The following is a 16,842-nucleotide window of genomic DNA, read 5'->3' on the forward strand; positions in this document are numbered from 1 at the left end:
TCCCTCCCCCAAAACCTATCCATTCAGCATTTTTGCTTCACTGATCTTCCATATTTCATCTGCATAGCTCTGAATGGTATAGTCACTTGAAAACGCACCGGAATGAGCAATATTCAATAAACTCATTTCATTCCACTTTCGTTGATCCAAGTAATCATGGCTAATCTCTTCTTGAGCCGCCACATAGCTATTGAAATCTTTTAGCAAGAAGTACTCGTCGTTATGTGTAATTAAAGCATGATATAACTCATGAAACGTAGTGTCCCCTTTTGAGAAAGGACTATAGTGATAGAGTTGGTCCACAACCCGACGAATCCGTTTGTCGTGATTATACATCTCCATGGCATCGTAAATCCCTGTTTGGTAATAGCTGAGCACTTCTTCTGAGCTTAGGCCAAAGGTATAAATGGCATCGTTCCCAACCGCTTCATGAATCTCTACATTAGCTCCATCCATCGTACCAAGCGTAAGAGCTCCGTTCATCATAAGCTTCATATTCCCTGTGCCAGAGGCCTCTTTGCTAGCTGTAGAGATTTGTTCGCTAACATTTGTTGCAGGTATAATCTTCTCAGCTAACGATACGGAGTAATCCTCCATAAACACGACTTTAATCGTATCTTTCGTGTCAGGATCATGGTTCACCACTTCGGCAATGGTATTAATTAGTTTTATAACTTTTTTAGCAAAATAGTACCCAGGAGCTGCTTTTGCTCCAAAAATGAATGTCCTTGGTGTCATTTCTTTTGAAGGATTTGCTTTTAGTTCATTATATAAATGCATAATATGAAGGGCATTCAGGAATTGACGCTTGTATCCATGAAGTCGTTTAATATGAACATCAAATATTGAGTCCGGATTTACTGTAATCCCGTGATCCTTCTCAATCCATTGAGCTAAATTGAGCTTGTTCTGCTGTTTGATCTGATGCAATTCATCTAAAAAAGCCCCATCTTCCTGATAAGCTAGTAGCTCCTTCATCCTATTCGGTTGACGTTTCCACTCTTCTCCTACCGTATTGGTAATGAGTTCAGCAAGAGATGGGTTCGCATGAAGCAACCACCTGCGATGTGTGATCCCATTCGTTTTATTATTAAAGCGTTCTGGAAATGCCTCGTAAAAAGCCTTCATTTCGCGCTTCTTTAGAATATCAGTATGAAGCCTGGCGACACCATTAATACTATGACTCCCAACCATGGATAAATGGGCCATTTTGACGGTCCCATCTGCAATAATAGCGAGTTGAGCAATCCGATCAAAGTCCCCTGGGTCTTGCTCCCATAATGATTGGCAAAAACGCTCATTGATTTCCTCAATAATCATAAAGATTCTCGGTAGCAATGTACGTATTACATCAACTGGCCACGTTTCAAGTGCTTCACTTAGAGTCGTGTGATTGGTATAAGAGACAGAAGATTGGGTAATCGACCATGCCTCTTCCCATCCTAACCCCTTAACATCCATAAGAATTCTCATTAGTTCCGGTACGATTAGAGCAGGATGAGTATCATTAATATGCAGGGCAACTCTCTTGCTGAAGTCAGTCCAAGGAAGATTTAAATCTTCAAATTGGGCTATAATGCTTTGCAATCCAGCAGAAACAAGGAAGTATTCTTGCTTTAGGCGCAATTTTTTCCCATCGTCATGAGAGTCGTCTGGATAGAGGAATGATGTAATTTCTTCTAAATCCCGCTGATGACCAATAAAATTCCCGTGCGCCTGTTCGATATGAGCCTTTGTTAACAAATCTTCTTCTGAAGGCTCTGCACTCCATAATCGGAGCGTATTTACTGCCTCTTCCTGGTATCCTACTACAGGGACATCGTAAGGGACCGCTTGAATTCTTTGGCTGTTTTTATAAGTGAAATGGAGGTCTCCATCTTTATCTTTAAAAGACTCAATTTCTCCACCAAATTGCACTTCTACAGCCTCTTCTTCACGTCTCACTTCCCACATATACCCATCTTGTAACCAATGATCCGGGAGTTCAACTTGATTTCCATCTACGAATCTTTGTGTAAACATACCATTTCTATAACGGAGTCCAACTCCATGTCCAGCCAATCCGAGAGAGGCTAATGAATCTAGAAAACAAGCTGCTAAACGACCGAGTCCACCATTTCCAAGTCCGGCGTCTGCTTCGGATTCTTCTAGGATAGGCATTGTAAGACCAAGGTCAACAAGCCCTTCCTCTACTACGTTTAATACTCCCATATTTAGTAAGTTGTTCCCTAGTAAGCGTCCCATCAAGAACTCCATAGAGAAATAATAGACTTGCTTTTCACCAGAAGCTTGATAGGTTTGCTCCGTTTCCTTCCATTTCTTAAGGAGCCTTTCGCGTACCAAATGACTCAAAGCACGATATGCATCTTGTTCTGTTGCCTGATCCTTTGTTTTACCAGTTTCAGACTCTAAATTCTTAACAAAAGCCTCTTTAAACTCTTCTTTACTGCTGAACATACTGGGATCCTCCATTCTGATGCGTTAAACATATACTTTTTGCATCGATTGATATAAGTCCATATATTGCTTCGCAGAATTCTCCCAGGAATATTGGCTTTTCATGACGTTCTTTATTAAACTTTTCCACGTTGCTTGATCATGATAAATGTCAATGGCGCGACGGATGGTAAATAACATATCGTGTGCATTAAAGTTTGTGAAGCTGAACCCATTCCCTTCGCCTGTGACCTCGTTGAATGGATGCACAGTGTCTACAAGACCACCTGTCTCTCTAACGATTGGTACAGTTAAGTAACGTAGAGCTAACAACTGTCCAATGCCACACGGCTCGAAACGAGATGGCATCAAGAAGAGGTCACTCCCTGCATATACTTGTCGAGATAACGATTCACTAAAGGTGATGTTGGCTGAGATTTTGTCTGGATACTTATGTTCAAACCACTGAAACATTTGTTCATAATATTGTTCCCCTGTTCCTAACAGCACAATTTGAACATCCACTTCTTCCAACAATTCATCTAAGATTCTTCCAATAAGGTCAAATCCTTTTTGCTCGACTAGACGAGAAACAATCCCAATCATCGGAATCGTTTGATCAACCGGAAGTCCCAGCTTCTCTTGAAGCCACATTTTATTTTGAGCTTTCTTTATTAGTGAACTACGATACGGGAAAGCAAGTGATTCATCTTTCATAGGGTTATAGTCTTGGAGGTTAATGCCATTGACAATGCCAGTAAGTCGGTGAGAATGTTTGCGAAGTACTTCATCTAGGTTTTCCCCATAATAAGGTGTTTGAATCTCCTCGGCATAAGTTTCACTAACCGTTGTGATTGTATCTGAGAAATTTAGAGCTCCTTTCATGAAGCTAATATTTCCAAAGAACTCAATACCATCGACCGTCATTAAACGTTCATCCAGATCCATTAAGTCATGTAGAACGGATTGAGGGAAGATACCTTGATATTTAAGATTATGGATCGTGAAAACAGTTTTCATACCTTCAAATACAGGATCTTCTTTGTAGTGAGTGTGTAAAAAGAGCGGAATCAATCCCGTTTGCCAATCATGGCAATGAAGAACTTCTGGCTTCCAATCCAAGACGCGAACCATCTCCATAACGGCACGATTAAAGAAAACAAAACGCTCCGCTTCATCCTCATACCCATATAAATTAGAGCGTTTGAAATAATACTCATTATCCACAAAATAAACCGGAATTCCTTCGTACTCTAAATATTCTATCCCTGCATACTGTTGACGCCATCCTAACTGAATGGTGAGTGTATCAATAAGTGTTAGTTTATCTTTCCACTCGTCTTTCATCTCCTGATACTTTGGCAACACAACCCGTACGTCAGCTCCTTGGTCTTTCAACGCCAGGGGCAACGATCCTAATACGTCAGCTAGTCCTCCTGATTTAATAAAGGGTGTACACTCTGATCCAATCATCAATACATTCATGCTAATCACTCCTCTTAAAATGTATAGAAAACAGTAAAGGGGCTGCCGGTATGGAGATTAGGCAGCCCCGCCTTTTCCTTTTACATTGTTTTACGTTTTGCTACAACAAATGGTTTTTCAGGCGCTCCAATAAGGGTTCTACCTTCTGAGATGGTACAATCTTTATCAAGGATGACATTTTCTAATACTGCGTGATCTGCAATTTCACATCGTTGCATAATTACAGAGTTTTTAATGACAGCCCCCTTGCCTACTTTTACACCTCTGAAGAGAATGCTATCCTCCACATGACCTTCTACTACACATCCATTAGCGACTAATGTGTTCTTCACATCAGAACCTTGCATATATTTCGAAGGCGCTTCATTCTTCACCTTTGTCAGAATAGGTGCATCATCTTTAAACAGACGATCGTGCTCTTCTGATTTTAATAAATTCGTACTGTTTCGGTAATAACTCTCTAATGAATTCACAAGAGCATGTGCGCCTTTGTATTCATAGGCGTGGACATGAATTGTAGTTATATGACCTTTAATGGCATCGCGGAAAAAGTGGGAATGTCCATGTGCAATAGCCTTCTCCACTAAATCTTGTAACACGCTCTTTTTAATTAGAAACATTTCCATGTAAACGTTCGGATTATAATGCTCGTTATGAAAGGCTTCTACTCGGTTCCCTTCACCAATATTCAACTTCTGAGCCAATTGATATTCAGGCATCATTTCATCAGCCTTTTTATAAATAACGGTTACATCTGCATTCATTTCTTTATGCTCTTTCAGTACCTCCTGGAAATCGATATTACAAATGTGTTGAGATCCTGAAACGAGTATATATTCTGCTGAAGTGCGACGTAAAAAATCGATATTATTATGATAATGCTGAAGGTCACCTTTTGATATATCAGTTGGGTCATTCCAGTCAGGTGGCAGGATAAATAATCCCCCACGCTTACGGTCGAGATCCCACGCTTTTCCTTGTTCAAGATGATCCATCAGAGAACGATATTTTCGACGAGCGAATACTGCAATAGACTCAATGCGTGAATTTGTCATGTTTGATACGGTGAAATCAATCATACGATAGCGCCCGCCGAAAGGAACGGCCGCTCCGCACCTGAAATAAGTTAACTCATTTAGCATATCCTGTTCATGATCTAAATTAATAATACCCGCTATTCGTTCCATAACATTTCCCCCTACTTATTGAGTCATTGCATAACTGTTCGCCATAACGCTTCCTTCTTCAGCAACAAGGGTTATTTCGCTGCCTAACGCAGGATCACCAATCACACTGTTATCTTCAATAACGCTACCTTCAGATATAATAGCGCGGTGAATTTGTACATTTTCACCTATCTTTACGTTCGGCATAATCACAGAATCTTTTACAACCGCTCCCTCTCCCACATGTACACCGTAAAATAAGATGGACGTATCTACTGTTCCGTAAATTTTACACCCTTCATTAATGAGCGCGTTGCGGACACTAGATGTGGAGGCTAAGTACTGAGCGGGCTGATTTGGATTTTTTGAATAGATTCTCCACGAAGAGTTATTCAAATCTAAATCAGGCGTTTCTTTCAGTAAATCCATATTGGCTTCCCATAAGCTATCTACTGTCCCAACATCTTTCCAATATCCCTCAAATGTATAGGCTTTTAATTTCTTCTCATCCTGAAGTAAAGCAGGGATAATGTCCTTACCAAAATCATGAGAAGAATCTGGATTAGCATCATCCGCAGTTAAATACTCCTTCAACACATCCCACTTAAAGATATAAACCCCCATAGAAGCTAAGTTACTCATTGGATAAGCAGGCTTTTCATCAAACTCTACAATGTCACCATTCTCTTTTGTATTCATAATGCCGAATCGACTTGCTTCTTCCCAAGGCACCTCGATCACAGAAATAGTAGCATCTGCGTTTTGCTCTTTATGATAATCAAGCATTAAAGAATAATCCATCGTATAAATGTGATCACCTGATAGAATTAATACATGCTCAGGATCATATTGGTGGAGAAATTTTAAATTGCGGTAAATCGCATTCGCTGTACCTGTATACCATCCTCCGCCCTCTGCTTGCATGTAAGGTGGTAATACGGAAACACCACCATATTTCCGATCCAAATCCCAAGGTGATCCAATGCCAAGGTAGTGATTTAAAACTAATGGTTCATATTGGGTAAGGACCCCAACCGTATCAATACCTGAATTCGTACAGTTACTTAAAGGAAAATCAATAATACGGTACTTTCCACCAAAAAATACAGCAGGCTTAGCCAGTTCCTTCGTTAAAGACTTTAACCGTGTTCCTTGGCCACCAGCTAACAACATCGCTACACATTCTTTGTTTTTCAAGACTTGTCCTCCTCTAGTAAAGAAGTTCTTTTCAAGAAGCTTACACCAAGTGGCGGGATGGTCATCGTGACGTGTTGTCCCTGACCTTGCCACGGTATAGAGTTCGTATGGAGCGGCATGTCATTCACCTGACCTGAGCCACCAAACTGCACATCATCACTTGTGAATATCTCTTCATAGAGCCCTTCTGATGGTACACCTACTTTATAATCGTGATAAACAACTGGGGTGAAATTACAGATCACGACCAACTGATCATCTGAACGGCTATTACGAATAAAGGAGACGATACTTTGCTCATAATTATTCGGATCAACCCACTCAAAGCCCTCCTCTTTATGGTCCATCTCCCATAAAGCTGGATGATCTTTGTAAAGTTTATGAAGATCACTCATGTATTGCTTAATAGAAGCATGAGCATCAAAGTTTAATAGCTCCCAGTCCAGATCCTCCATGTCTTTCCACTCATCAAATTGACCAAACTCAGATCCCATAAATAGTAGTTTTTTACCCGGATGTGCATACATAAAGGCCAAGAACGCACGTAGATTGGCAAACTTTCTCCAATAGTCTCCAGGCATTTTATTGAGTAACGATTTCTTACCATGTACAACCTCATCATGAGAAATCGACAATACAAAATTCTCAGAGAAAGCATAAAACAAAGAAAATGTAATTAAGTTATGATGGTATTTTCTATGAATTGGATCCATCTCCATGTACTTCAACATGTCATTCATCCAGCCCATATTCCATTTATAATTAAAGCCAAGCCCTCCTACATAAGTAGGCGCACTAACTAATGGCCACGAAGTAGATTCCTCCGCCATCATAAGGACATTCGGTACCTCTTCAAATATGGCTTCATTCATCTTTTTAATAAAAGAAACGGCTTCTAGGTTTTCGCTCCCACCGTACTCATTGGGTTGCCATTCTCCATCTTCTTTACCAAAGCTAAGATAGAGCATGCTCGCTACAGCGTCTACACGAAGACCATCCAAATGGTATTCCCTCAGCCAATAGATCGCATTAGAAATAAGAAAGCTTTGAACCTCATTGCGCCCAAAATCAAACGTAAGAGTACCCCACTGTGACTTCTCAGCCTTCATGGGATCGCTATATTCATAGAGAGGTTCCCCGTCAAACCTGCGTAAACCATGCTGATCTTTACAAAAGTGTCCCGGAACCCAATCTAAAATAACACCAAGTCCATTCTGGTGGCATTGATCTACAAAGTATTTAAAATCATCAGGCGTTCCGTAACGGGAGGTTACCGCAAAATATCCTGTTGCTTGATATCCCCATGAACGATCAAAGGGGTGTTCTGTAAGAGGAAGAAGTTCAATGTGTGTGTAACCAAGTTCTTTCACATACGGAATGACCATGTCTGCGTACTCCCGATATGTATAAAAGACTTCAGGTTCAATGTTTTTCCAAGATCCAAGGTGAAGCTCGTAAATAGATATAGGTGATTCATAGAGGTTAGTTTCTTTTCTTTGGTCCATCCACGATTGATCATTCCACTCGTAATGACCTAAAGGATGTAAAACAGAAGCTGTATTGGGTCTTAACTCGCTTGAGAAAGCATAGGGGTCTGCTTTCAATTGTAAATGCCCGTGAGGCGTTAAAATTTCATATTTATAAATAGTACCTTTCTGTAAATCAGGAATGAATGTAGACCATAGGCCATTTTCATTCAATTTCTCCATAGGGTGTTGTCGTCCATCCCAGTCGTTAAATGTGCCGACTACGTTTACTTCTACCGCATTCGGCGCCCAGACCGTAAACCGTACCCCATCTTGACCATTTTGTTGTTCCATATGAGCACCAAGAAGTTGATAGGCATAACGTAGATTTCCCTGGTGAAATAAATAGATATCGTGATCCATGGTTGTCGAAGTGACCAAACTATCACTCACCCTTTTCTCTCTGTGTAAGAGGATTTTTTATTTGTAAAACATCTTACAATCTATGCTTATTGTTATTATAGAATCCACTCAAGGCCATTACAATAAATAGTTATTAAAAATTTCTGAAAGTTTTGTCGAAAAATGTTTACTTATATCGTTATATAGGGAATCGCTATCGTTTCTCCTTTGAATGTACTTAATAATAGAGATTTCGGCTCTCTCATTCTTCATCATAATAAAATATTACAGTTACATTTCAATTTTCTGATAGTTTTTCTAGTCTTCCTTTTTTGTTTTTGATAACCTTTAAAGGGGTAAGCGTTTTCTAATAGTATAGTAGTGACTATGAATTGGTGGTGTTTCGTTATGAAAAGATTAGTAATCGTCGGTGGCGGCTACGGTGGGTTAAAGATTCTACAAGATATGCTTGACGGTGGGTTGCCAAAAGACGTTCATATTACAATGGTAGACCGTAATCCTTACCATTCACTTAAAACCGAATTTTACGCAATAGCTGCTGGGACGAAAGCAGATAGAGAAGTGCGTATTGATTTCCCAGAACATGATCAAGTTGATTATGTATTTGGAGAGGTTATGGAGATTAATATTCAGAATCAGCACATTGTCGTTCGTGAACATACAGATCCTGTTCCATACGATGATCTCGTCATCGGTCTTGGGTGTGAGGACAACTACCACGGTATACAAGGTGCCCCTGAATATACGCAGAGTGTACAAACCTTCAAGAAAGCAAGGAAAGCCGGGTACGAAGTAGGAAACCTTAATGCACATGGGAAGGTAGCTGTAGTCGGGGCAGGATTAAGCGGAATTGAGGTCGCATCTGAAATTCGTGAGAGCCGTCCCGATTTAAATATTCGGTTATTGGACCGTGGGGAAACCGTTCTTCGACCTTTTGACCCAAAAATTCAAGAGTATGTAGAAGATTGGTTCAAACGAAATGATGTAGAAGTCATTCATCATGCAAATGTAGAGTACGTAGAGCGTGACGGCGTATGTAACAATGGGATATGCTTTGTAAATGACGTAACCATTTGGACAGCAGGGGTAAGACCTAACCAACTAGTTCGTGCCTTACCATTCGAGAAAGATCCACAAGAGAAAATCATCATCAACGATTACTATCAAGTACCTGAACAGCCAAATGTATATATCGTTGGAGATTGTGCTTCATCGAATTATTCTCCTAGTGGCCAATTAGCAGGGCAGCAAGGGGAACACATTGCAGCCATTTTATTAGCCCTTTATAACGGAAAAGAGCCCGATAAGCCAAAAGAAATTAAATTAAAAGGTTCTCTTGGTTCCTTAGGAAAATCAGATGGGTTTGGGAACATGATGCAAAAGCCTGTAACAGGACTATTACCACGCCTCGCAAAATCAGGTGTGCTGTGGCTCCATAGAAGACACTAAGTGAAAGACGCTTAGAGTATAGAATACTCTAAGCGTCTTTATATTTTCCAGGCCCACCTTACGTTCAACTTGGCTTAGGAAACATAATATCTTAAGATGCTACAGGATTATAGCTTCTTAATGAAGACAACTTTCAAGTAGTCTCCTGGTTTATATTCTTTGGTCGTCGCAAAGTCTGAGGGGAGGGTGAATTGTTCTTCAATTTTGTAACGATGGCCTGTTTCTTTAAAGGCTTTTTCAACAAACCCTTTAAATTTCCCCATGCCATAGCCACTATAGTTCGTTGATGCGACAATAATCCCGTTATCTTCTGTTATCGCAATGGCTTGTTTGAGCAAGTCTTTATAATCTTTCGCCGCACTGAAACGATGTTTCTTAGAACGGGCAAAGCTTGGAGGATCAAGGACAACCATGTCAAAGGTTAATTGCTTCTTCACCGCATATTTGAAGTATTCAAATACGTCCATAACCTTAATATCATGTGCTTCGTAATCAATTCCGTTAATACTGAATTGCTCGACCGTTTTCGGATAGCTCCTGTTAGCTAAGTCAACGCTTGTTGTTTTCTGTGCTCCGCCAAGGGCTGCGAAAACAGAAAATGCCCCTGTATAAGAGAAAGTATTTAAAACCGTTTTCCCTTCCGCATAGTGATCGCGAATTGTCTTACGCACCTCACGCTGATCTAAAAACACACCTGTCATTGGACCTTCATTCAAATGCACAGAAAACTGAACATCATTCTCTTTTACGATCATTGGAAATTCGCCGCGCTCGCCAGTTACAAAATCATCGTCGTCGATATATTTCCCACCTGTATTAAATCGTTTCTTCTCATAGATTCCTTTATAATCAACCAGCTGCTGGAGAGCCTTAAGGACTTGGTTCTTGAAAGCAAAGATCCCTTCGCTGTACCAGCTCACCACGTAAAAGCCTTCGTAGTAATCAATCGTCAAGCCTCCTACGCCATCTCCTTCCCCATTAAAGATCCGAAAAGCCGTTGTAGAATCATCTTTGAAAAAGTCGCTACGTTTTTGAAGGGCAATCCCAATTTTCTTTTCAAAAAACGATTGGTCAATGGCTTCATCTTGCTGTCGTGTTAGCATCCAGCCGTATCCTTTATTTTGCTCTCCATAGTATCCTTTTCCTATAAAACGACCACGCTCATCAATTAAATGAAGGATTTGCCCTTCTTCACTTAGAATTTCAGCATTCTTTAAGGCTTCCTTCTCAATTAAAGGGAACCCTTCTTTCACCTTTTTTGCATAGTCATGTTTAACTTTTAATTTAATTTCTTTCTTCATATTCTCACCCAATCTGCTAGAGATGTGTACCTAGTCTTTAGTAAACCTAGCTTATTCAAATTATGACGCTGTTTCAGCCGTTTCATACCGATGTTTCCCATCATATCAGAAGAACGAGCTATTGGGTACAGTACAAATATGTACCGTAAGCGCTTCATTGACTCACATACAGACATATTATAAAAATCCCTCAAACTATAAAAAAGCCCTTTCTGAAATCTGCTTCAGAAAGAGCCTTTCTTTCTCCTACTATAGTGACTTCAAGTAAGAAGTAACCGTTTCAATTCCATTCGTGAAATTCTCTAAATGAATATGTTCATTAGGAGCATGCAAGTTTTCTGATGGTAAACCAAAGCCCATCATCACAACAGGGGATCGTAGCACTCGTGAGAATACTTCTACGATCGGGATCGATCCGCCTTCTTTTGGAAACAGAGGTGCCACTCCATAAACTTGTTCATAAGCAGCGGCTGCTTTTTGAATCATAGGATTACTTGAGTCGAGTGAAACGGGCTTCGCCGTTATTAGCTTCTTCGTTTCAAAACTTGCCCCTACTGGTTTATGTTTATCTAAATGATTTAAGATCGACACGTAAACCTCTTCTGGGTTTTGTTCTCCTACAAGACGACAACTAATCTTCGCATGCGCCTCACTTGGTACAATCGTTTTAAACCCTTCCTCATGAAAACCGCCAGCTAGACCGTTAATCTCGAGAGTTGGACGGATACCTGTACGCTCTTGGAAGGTAAACCCTTCTTCACCGTAGAAACCTTCTAACCCTAACTCTTCCTTCGCCTTTTCTTCATCAAAAGGAATAGAAGCTACTTCTTCTCTCAATTGTGTGGTAGGATCTTGCACCCCTTCATAAAACCCTTCGACGGCAACTTTCCCATTTTCGTCATGGAGGGAGTCTAACAATTTCACGAGACTATGGATCGCATTTGGAACCCCGCCCCCGTACACACCTGAATGAAGATCCGTATTCGCTGTTTTCATGTTTAGTTCCATAGCTAACGCTCCGCGAAGAGATGTACAAATAGCAGGTTGACCTTTTTCGATAAAGGACGTATCCGAAATTAGAACAGCATCTGCCGCTAATTTCTCCTGATTGTCTTCAATAAAAGGTGGCAGGTTCGGGCTTGCCATTTCCTCTTCTCCTTCAATACAGAACTTCACATTCACCGGTAGTTCGCCATTTTCTCGCATCAGCTTCTCTACAGCTTTTACGTGAATAAACAATTGACCTTTATCATCGGTTGCCCCTCTTGCATAGAGCTTGTCATCTCGTATCGTGGGTTCGAATGCAGGTGTTTCCCAAAGTTCCTCTGGAGAAGCAGGTTGGACGTCATAATGTCCATAGATTAATACCGTAGGCTTTCCTTCTGCATGAAGCCAGTCTCCATAGACAATCGGATGCCCCTCGGTTTCGATGACCTCCAAGTTCTCAATCCCTGCTTTTTGAAGAGATCCTTTTAACCACTCCGCTGCCTTTTCTACATCTTCTTTGTGCTCCGGCATAGATGAGATACTTGGGATCTTTAAAAACTCATTTAGTTCATTTATGTATTGTTGGTTATGTTTCATGATCCATCCTCCTTCTACATATCTTGTCCCCATTATAACAAGAAAAAGTCCAATACCTCGAAGACTCGGTTTCTTAGTTTGAGATAGGATGCATGATTTTAAGCATAATACAAAACATAAAATTAATTGGATCAAAAAGGAAGACAACCCATGACAAATGTCATATATTTCACCTGACGTTTATGTCTTATAAAGCGTTTGCTGTTCATTTATGATTAGAGGAACAGTTCAATCAATAAGCTTGCTTGAAGGAGTTATCATATGAATCAGAATCAAAAAAAACAACAACAAGAATTAAAAAAGAGTGTTGCGGCTTTCGCAAAGCCTGATTCAACCGCAGGTATTAAACAAATGATTAACACATTTGTTCCATTTATCCTTGTTTGGTATCTAGCGTATCTTAGCCTGGAGATTTCTGTATGGGCTACCATTCCATTAGCGATGATTGCCGGTGGATTTGTCATACGAATCTTCATAATCTTTCACGACTGCACACACCAATCCTTCTTAAAAAACAAAAAAGCGAACCGGATTATTGGCACAATAGCCGGTATTATTACACTGTTTCCATTTGAGAAATGGAAACGCGATCACAACATCCACCATGCGACAAGTGGCAACCTGGATAAACGGGGCACAGGCGATATTTGGGTAATGACCATTGAAGAGTATAAAGAAGCATCTTTCAAACAGCGTGTTGCGTATCGTTTGTATCGTAATCCATTGGTGATGTTTGGGTTAGGCCCACTATACTTGTTCCTAATAGCCAATCGCTTTAATCGCAAAGGTGCGAAGAAGAAAGAGCGCATGAACACGTATATTACGAATGTGGCTATTGTCATCCTGTATTCTTTCATGATCTGGGCAATCGGCTGGCAGGCGTTCCTAATCATTAACCTGCCTATATTGTATGTATCGGGTGTACTCGGAATTTGGTTATTCTATGTACAACACCAGTTCGAAGATTCTTACTTTGAAGAGGAAAGCGAATGGGACTTTGTAAAAGCAGCCGTTGACGGAAGTTCTTATTACAAGCTTCCAAAGGCATTACAATGGATCTCTGGAAACATTGGATTCCATCACGTGCACCACTTAAGCCCAAGAGTGCCAAATTATAATTTAGAGAAGGCACACGATGCTACACCACCATTAGAGCATGCTACTACAATTACACTCAAAACGAGCTTAGAATCCATTCGTTTCCGTCTTTATGACACTAAGAACAAAACGTTCGTAAGTTTCAAAGAGGCAAAGTCACGCTTAAAAGAAGCAAAGGAACAATCGATGCTTGGACAAAAGCGTCCTACTCTCCAAGAAAAATAAGAAACCAAGATCCCTTCCACTTTGGTTGGGGTCTTTTTTTCTAGAGTATACATACGCCATACAAAAATCGTATTTCCCCTAAAATGTTGCCGGAAAATGAACTAAAATGGCAATGAGTGACAGAGAAAACCGATGTAAGATATGCTTAAAATGAGATTAAATTAAACAAATGTAGGAAGGAGGGAAATGTGGTGCAAAATTGGTTTCACATCATCCCTAAAAATACCGGTCTTAGCACGTATGTATGGATTATTTTCTGTTTACTGCCATTTTTCTTTATCTTCCGTGCTTCTTCTGTGGCAGAAATATTATTTGGCATTTTAATGATTGCATTGTTCTTCGTTGCATATTTACGTTCATTCAACTCTGAAAGTGGTTTTGCCTACGTCTGGGTTAGTATTGAGATTGCCATCAGTCTAATCATGACCTTACTGTTTGGCTATGTGTACTTTTCATTATTTCTAGCATTCTTTATTGGAAATATCCAACATAAAGGAGGATTTCTGTCTCTTTATATTGTACATCTAACTACAACACTCGCTGCGGCAACCACTGTCTATATTGCTCAGAACGAATCCCTGTTTCCACAACTCCCTTTTATTATCATTACCATTATTGGCGTCATTCTCTTGCCTTTTACCATCCGGTATCGCAACCAACAACAGAAGCTTGAAGGGCAGTTAGAGGATGCAAATGAGAGGATATCCCAACTTATGGTCATTGAGGAAAGAGAACGGATTGCAAGGGATTTACACGACACTCTAGGTCAGAAGCTATCCCTAATTGGTCTTAAAAGTGATCTCGCAGGGAAGTTAATTCATGTTAAGCCTGATAACGCAGTAAAAGAAATCCAAGACATAAATCAAACGGCACGAACCGCTTTAAAAGAAGTACGTGAAATGGTTTCAAATATGAGAGGATCTAAGCTCAATGAGGAAATCTTTCGGGTTCAGCAAATTATAGAAGCAGCAGAAATGACCTTTACACTTGAAGGAAATCCAGAGCTTTCTCATACTCCCTTGTTAGCAGAAAATGTCCTCAGCATGTCCTTAAAAGAAGCGGCCACGAATATTGTTAAACATAGTGAGGCAAAGACTTGTCATGTAGCGATCCAGCAGTCAAGTGAGGAAGTGATGATTGAGGTAAGGGATGATGGAGTTGGTATCTCTAATAAAATGGATTCATTAAAAGGGCATGGGCTTCAAGGGATGAGAGAGCGCTTGGAGTTCGTAAATGGATCGCTAGATATACAAAGTTCTAACGGCACAACCCTTACCATCCGTGTACCAAATGTTGCACATCAGACAGAAGAGGAGGAATCGATGTGATACGAATTGTCATTGCAGAAGACCAGCGCATGATGCTCGGAGCCCTTGGTGCGCTCTTAGATCTTGAAGAGGGAATGGAAGTCGTAGGGCAGGCCAATAACGGTGAAGAAGCTTGTAAGCTCGTTAGGGAACAAAAGCCAGACGTGTGTATAATGGATATCGAAATGCCGATCAAAACCGGATTGGATGCTGCTGAAGAGTTAAAAGATGAGGATTGTAAGATTATTATTCTCACAACCTTTGCAAGAGCCGGTTACTTCGAACGCGCACAAAAAGCAAGAGTAAGTGGATATTTATTAAAAGATAGCCCAAGTGAAGAACTGGCTACCTCTATACGTAGAATCATGCATGGCCAACGCATATTTGCTCCAGAACTTGTGGACCTTGCTTATGGAAATGAAAATCCATTAACCGAACGAGAAAAACAGGTCATGCAGCTTATGGCCGATGGGAAAAACACCAAGGATATCTCAAATGAACTTTATATCACTCCCGGTACAGTACGCAATTATATCTCTGTGATTTTAGATAAGCTCGAAGTAAGCAACCGAATTGAAGCCATCGCGCGTTTTAAGGAAAAAGGCTGGTTTAAATAAAAGCTTATACGATATTCAAAGTAGGGTCGGGAGTGATGAAGACTCGAAGCTGAGGAACTTTGTTAGGGTAGGTCCTTTGCCATAAGAGAGTTTGGGCAGGCTTGGGGACAACTCGCTTTCCTGCGGGGAGCTGGGAAGCCTCCTCAATCGCTACGCGCTTTCCGGGGTCTCCCCTAGGCTCCTTACCCCGCGGGAGTCTCGCAGTCCCCAAGCCTACCCTGACGTTAATTTGGTGTAAGGACCCGCTTATTATAATTGCTCTTAAGCCCCCCTACCTCACAAATATGGCGCGTTTCCGTCACTCCCCATTCGGCAAAGGTGGGCCTGGAAATTGCGAGACTCCTGCGGGAGAAAGAGGTCGACGAGACCCCGCAGGGTGGTTTCCCCGAGGAGGCTCGACAGCTCGCCCGCGGAAAGCGAGTGATTTCCAGGCCCACCTTATGCTCTATTAAAGCTGACGGAAACCTCTCTCCACCTATCGCAAAACATCTCTATCTTCAGTTTCAAGTCTTCCATATAAGGGAGCTTATGTGGAGAAGGCTAGCAATTGTGGCGATATAAAGAGGAGACCTCCCATGATGGTGGGAGGTCTCCTTTTTATTTAACCCGAATGTTTTCCATCACTCTTACTTCATAACGAGGACGGGACAAGTAGCATGCTGGACAATGTTATTACTTACACTGCCAAGAATCATCTTCTTCACATTGCCAAAGCCACGATTACCCACAATAATTAAGTCCATGTTACGTTCTTTGGCATATTCACAAATTCGTGCACCTGCATTTTTTTCAACCTTACCTACAATGACATCGGTGATGACCTCTACGCCTTCTTCTTTCATTTCTTCTTTGAGGCGGTTCATGTCGGTCCGGTATTGTTCGGCTAATTCATTACCGATACTTTTAGACATTTGTGCATTGGTGAAAGGACCTGACGTGCGCACAACAGAAACGACGTGAATTTCTGCATCTGGAGCATCAGCAGCCTGGCTTTTGGCCTCTTGTAATGCCTGTTTACTCATCGCACTACCATCATATGCTACGAGGATTTTCTTACGCATGATCAACCCTCTCCTTTGCCATAGAGT

Annotated in this window: 12 protein-coding genes; 4 read left to right on the forward strand and 8 right to left on the reverse strand. The window is 40.9% G+C overall.

The genetic code is table 11. From position 1 onward, the window contains the following. Nucleotides 1-15: 15 nt before the first annotated feature. From IMZ31_RS18450 to glgB, 5 genes are all read right to left on the reverse strand, one after another. A complete protein-coding gene (locus IMZ31_RS18450; RefSeq protein ID WP_207528693.1) occupies nucleotides 16-2,457 on the reverse strand; it encodes a glycogen/starch/alpha-glucan phosphorylase in 2,442 nt (813 codons plus the stop codon). Between the two features lie 24 nt (nucleotides 2,458-2,481). Then, on the reverse strand, nucleotides 2,482-3,921 hold the full coding sequence (gene glgA / locus IMZ31_RS18455; RefSeq protein WP_207528694.1) for a glycogen synthase GlgA: 1,440 nt from the start codon (nucleotides 3,919-3,921) through the stop codon (nucleotides 2,482-2,484). 80 nt (nucleotides 3,922-4,001) lie between these two features. Next, nucleotides 4,002-5,108, reverse strand: coding sequence for a glucose-1-phosphate adenylyltransferase subunit GlgD (gene glgD, locus IMZ31_RS18460; RefSeq protein WP_207528695.1), 1,107 nt, complete (start codon nucleotides 5,106-5,108; stop codon nucleotides 4,002-4,004). Between the two features lie 15 nt (nucleotides 5,109-5,123). Continuing rightward, the gene (locus IMZ31_RS18465; protein ID WP_207528696.1) at nucleotides 5,124-6,284 is read right to left on the reverse strand and encodes a glucose-1-phosphate adenylyltransferase; all 1,161 of its coding nucleotides are present in this window, start codon (nucleotides 6,282-6,284) and stop codon (nucleotides 5,124-5,126) included. Beyond that, nucleotides 6,281-8,173 carry a 1,4-alpha-glucan branching protein GlgB gene (glgB, locus tag IMZ31_RS18470; protein ID WP_207530467.1) on the reverse strand — a complete coding sequence of 631 codons (1,893 nt, stop codon included), beginning with the start codon at nucleotides 8,171-8,173 and terminating at the stop codon, nucleotides 6,281-6,283. Before glgB ends, IMZ31_RS18465 begins: the two co-directional genes overlap by 4 nt. Nucleotides 8,174-8,560: 387 nt before the next feature. On the opposite strand from glgB, the gene IMZ31_RS18475 reads away from it, so the two are divergent. Continuing rightward, the gene (locus IMZ31_RS18475) at nucleotides 8,561-9,622 is read left to right on the forward strand and encodes an NAD(P)/FAD-dependent oxidoreductase (protein WP_207528697.1); all 1,062 of its coding nucleotides are present in this window, start codon (nucleotides 8,561-8,563) and stop codon (nucleotides 9,620-9,622) included. Between the two features lie 107 nt (nucleotides 9,623-9,729). Here IMZ31_RS18475 and IMZ31_RS18480 read toward each other — a convergent pair whose 3' ends face one another. Then, nucleotides 9,730-10,923, reverse strand: coding sequence for a class I SAM-dependent rRNA methyltransferase (locus IMZ31_RS18480; protein ID WP_207528698.1), 1,194 nt, complete (start codon nucleotides 10,921-10,923; stop codon nucleotides 9,730-9,732). 249 nt (nucleotides 10,924-11,172) lie between these two features. Beyond that, complete coding sequence (locus IMZ31_RS18485; RefSeq protein ID WP_207528699.1) at nucleotides 11,173-12,507, reverse strand: dipeptidase; 1,335 nt, start codon at nucleotides 12,505-12,507, stop codon at nucleotides 11,173-11,175. A 261-nt stretch (nucleotides 12,508-12,768) separates the two neighbouring features. Between IMZ31_RS18485 and IMZ31_RS18490 the strand changes: the two genes are divergently transcribed. From IMZ31_RS18490 to IMZ31_RS18500, 3 genes are all read left to right on the forward strand, one after another. Then, nucleotides 12,769-13,830, forward strand: coding sequence for a Delta(5) desaturase DesA (locus IMZ31_RS18490; protein WP_207528700.1), 1,062 nt, complete (start codon nucleotides 12,769-12,771; stop codon nucleotides 13,828-13,830). Nucleotides 13,831-14,021: 191 nt separating this feature from the next. After that, nucleotides 14,022-15,158, forward strand: a complete 1,137-nt coding sequence (locus IMZ31_RS18495) for a sensor histidine kinase (RefSeq protein WP_207528701.1) — start codon at nucleotides 14,022-14,024, stop codon at nucleotides 15,156-15,158. After that, nucleotides 15,155-15,754: a response regulator transcription factor gene (locus IMZ31_RS18500; protein WP_207528702.1), complete on the forward strand. Its 600-nt coding sequence runs from the start codon at nucleotides 15,155-15,157 to the stop codon at nucleotides 15,752-15,754. The genes IMZ31_RS18495 and IMZ31_RS18500 overlap by 4 nt, the downstream gene beginning before the upstream one ends. 626 nt (nucleotides 15,755-16,380) lie before the next feature. Here the strand turns inward: IMZ31_RS18500 and IMZ31_RS18505 are convergent. Next, on the reverse strand, nucleotides 16,381-16,815 hold the full coding sequence (locus IMZ31_RS18505) for a universal stress protein (RefSeq protein ID WP_207528703.1): 435 nt from the start codon (nucleotides 16,813-16,815) through the stop codon (nucleotides 16,381-16,383). Between the last annotated feature and the right edge of the window lie 27 nt (nucleotides 16,816-16,842).

It is taken from the genome of Pontibacillus sp. ALD_SL1, from assembly GCF_017355605.1.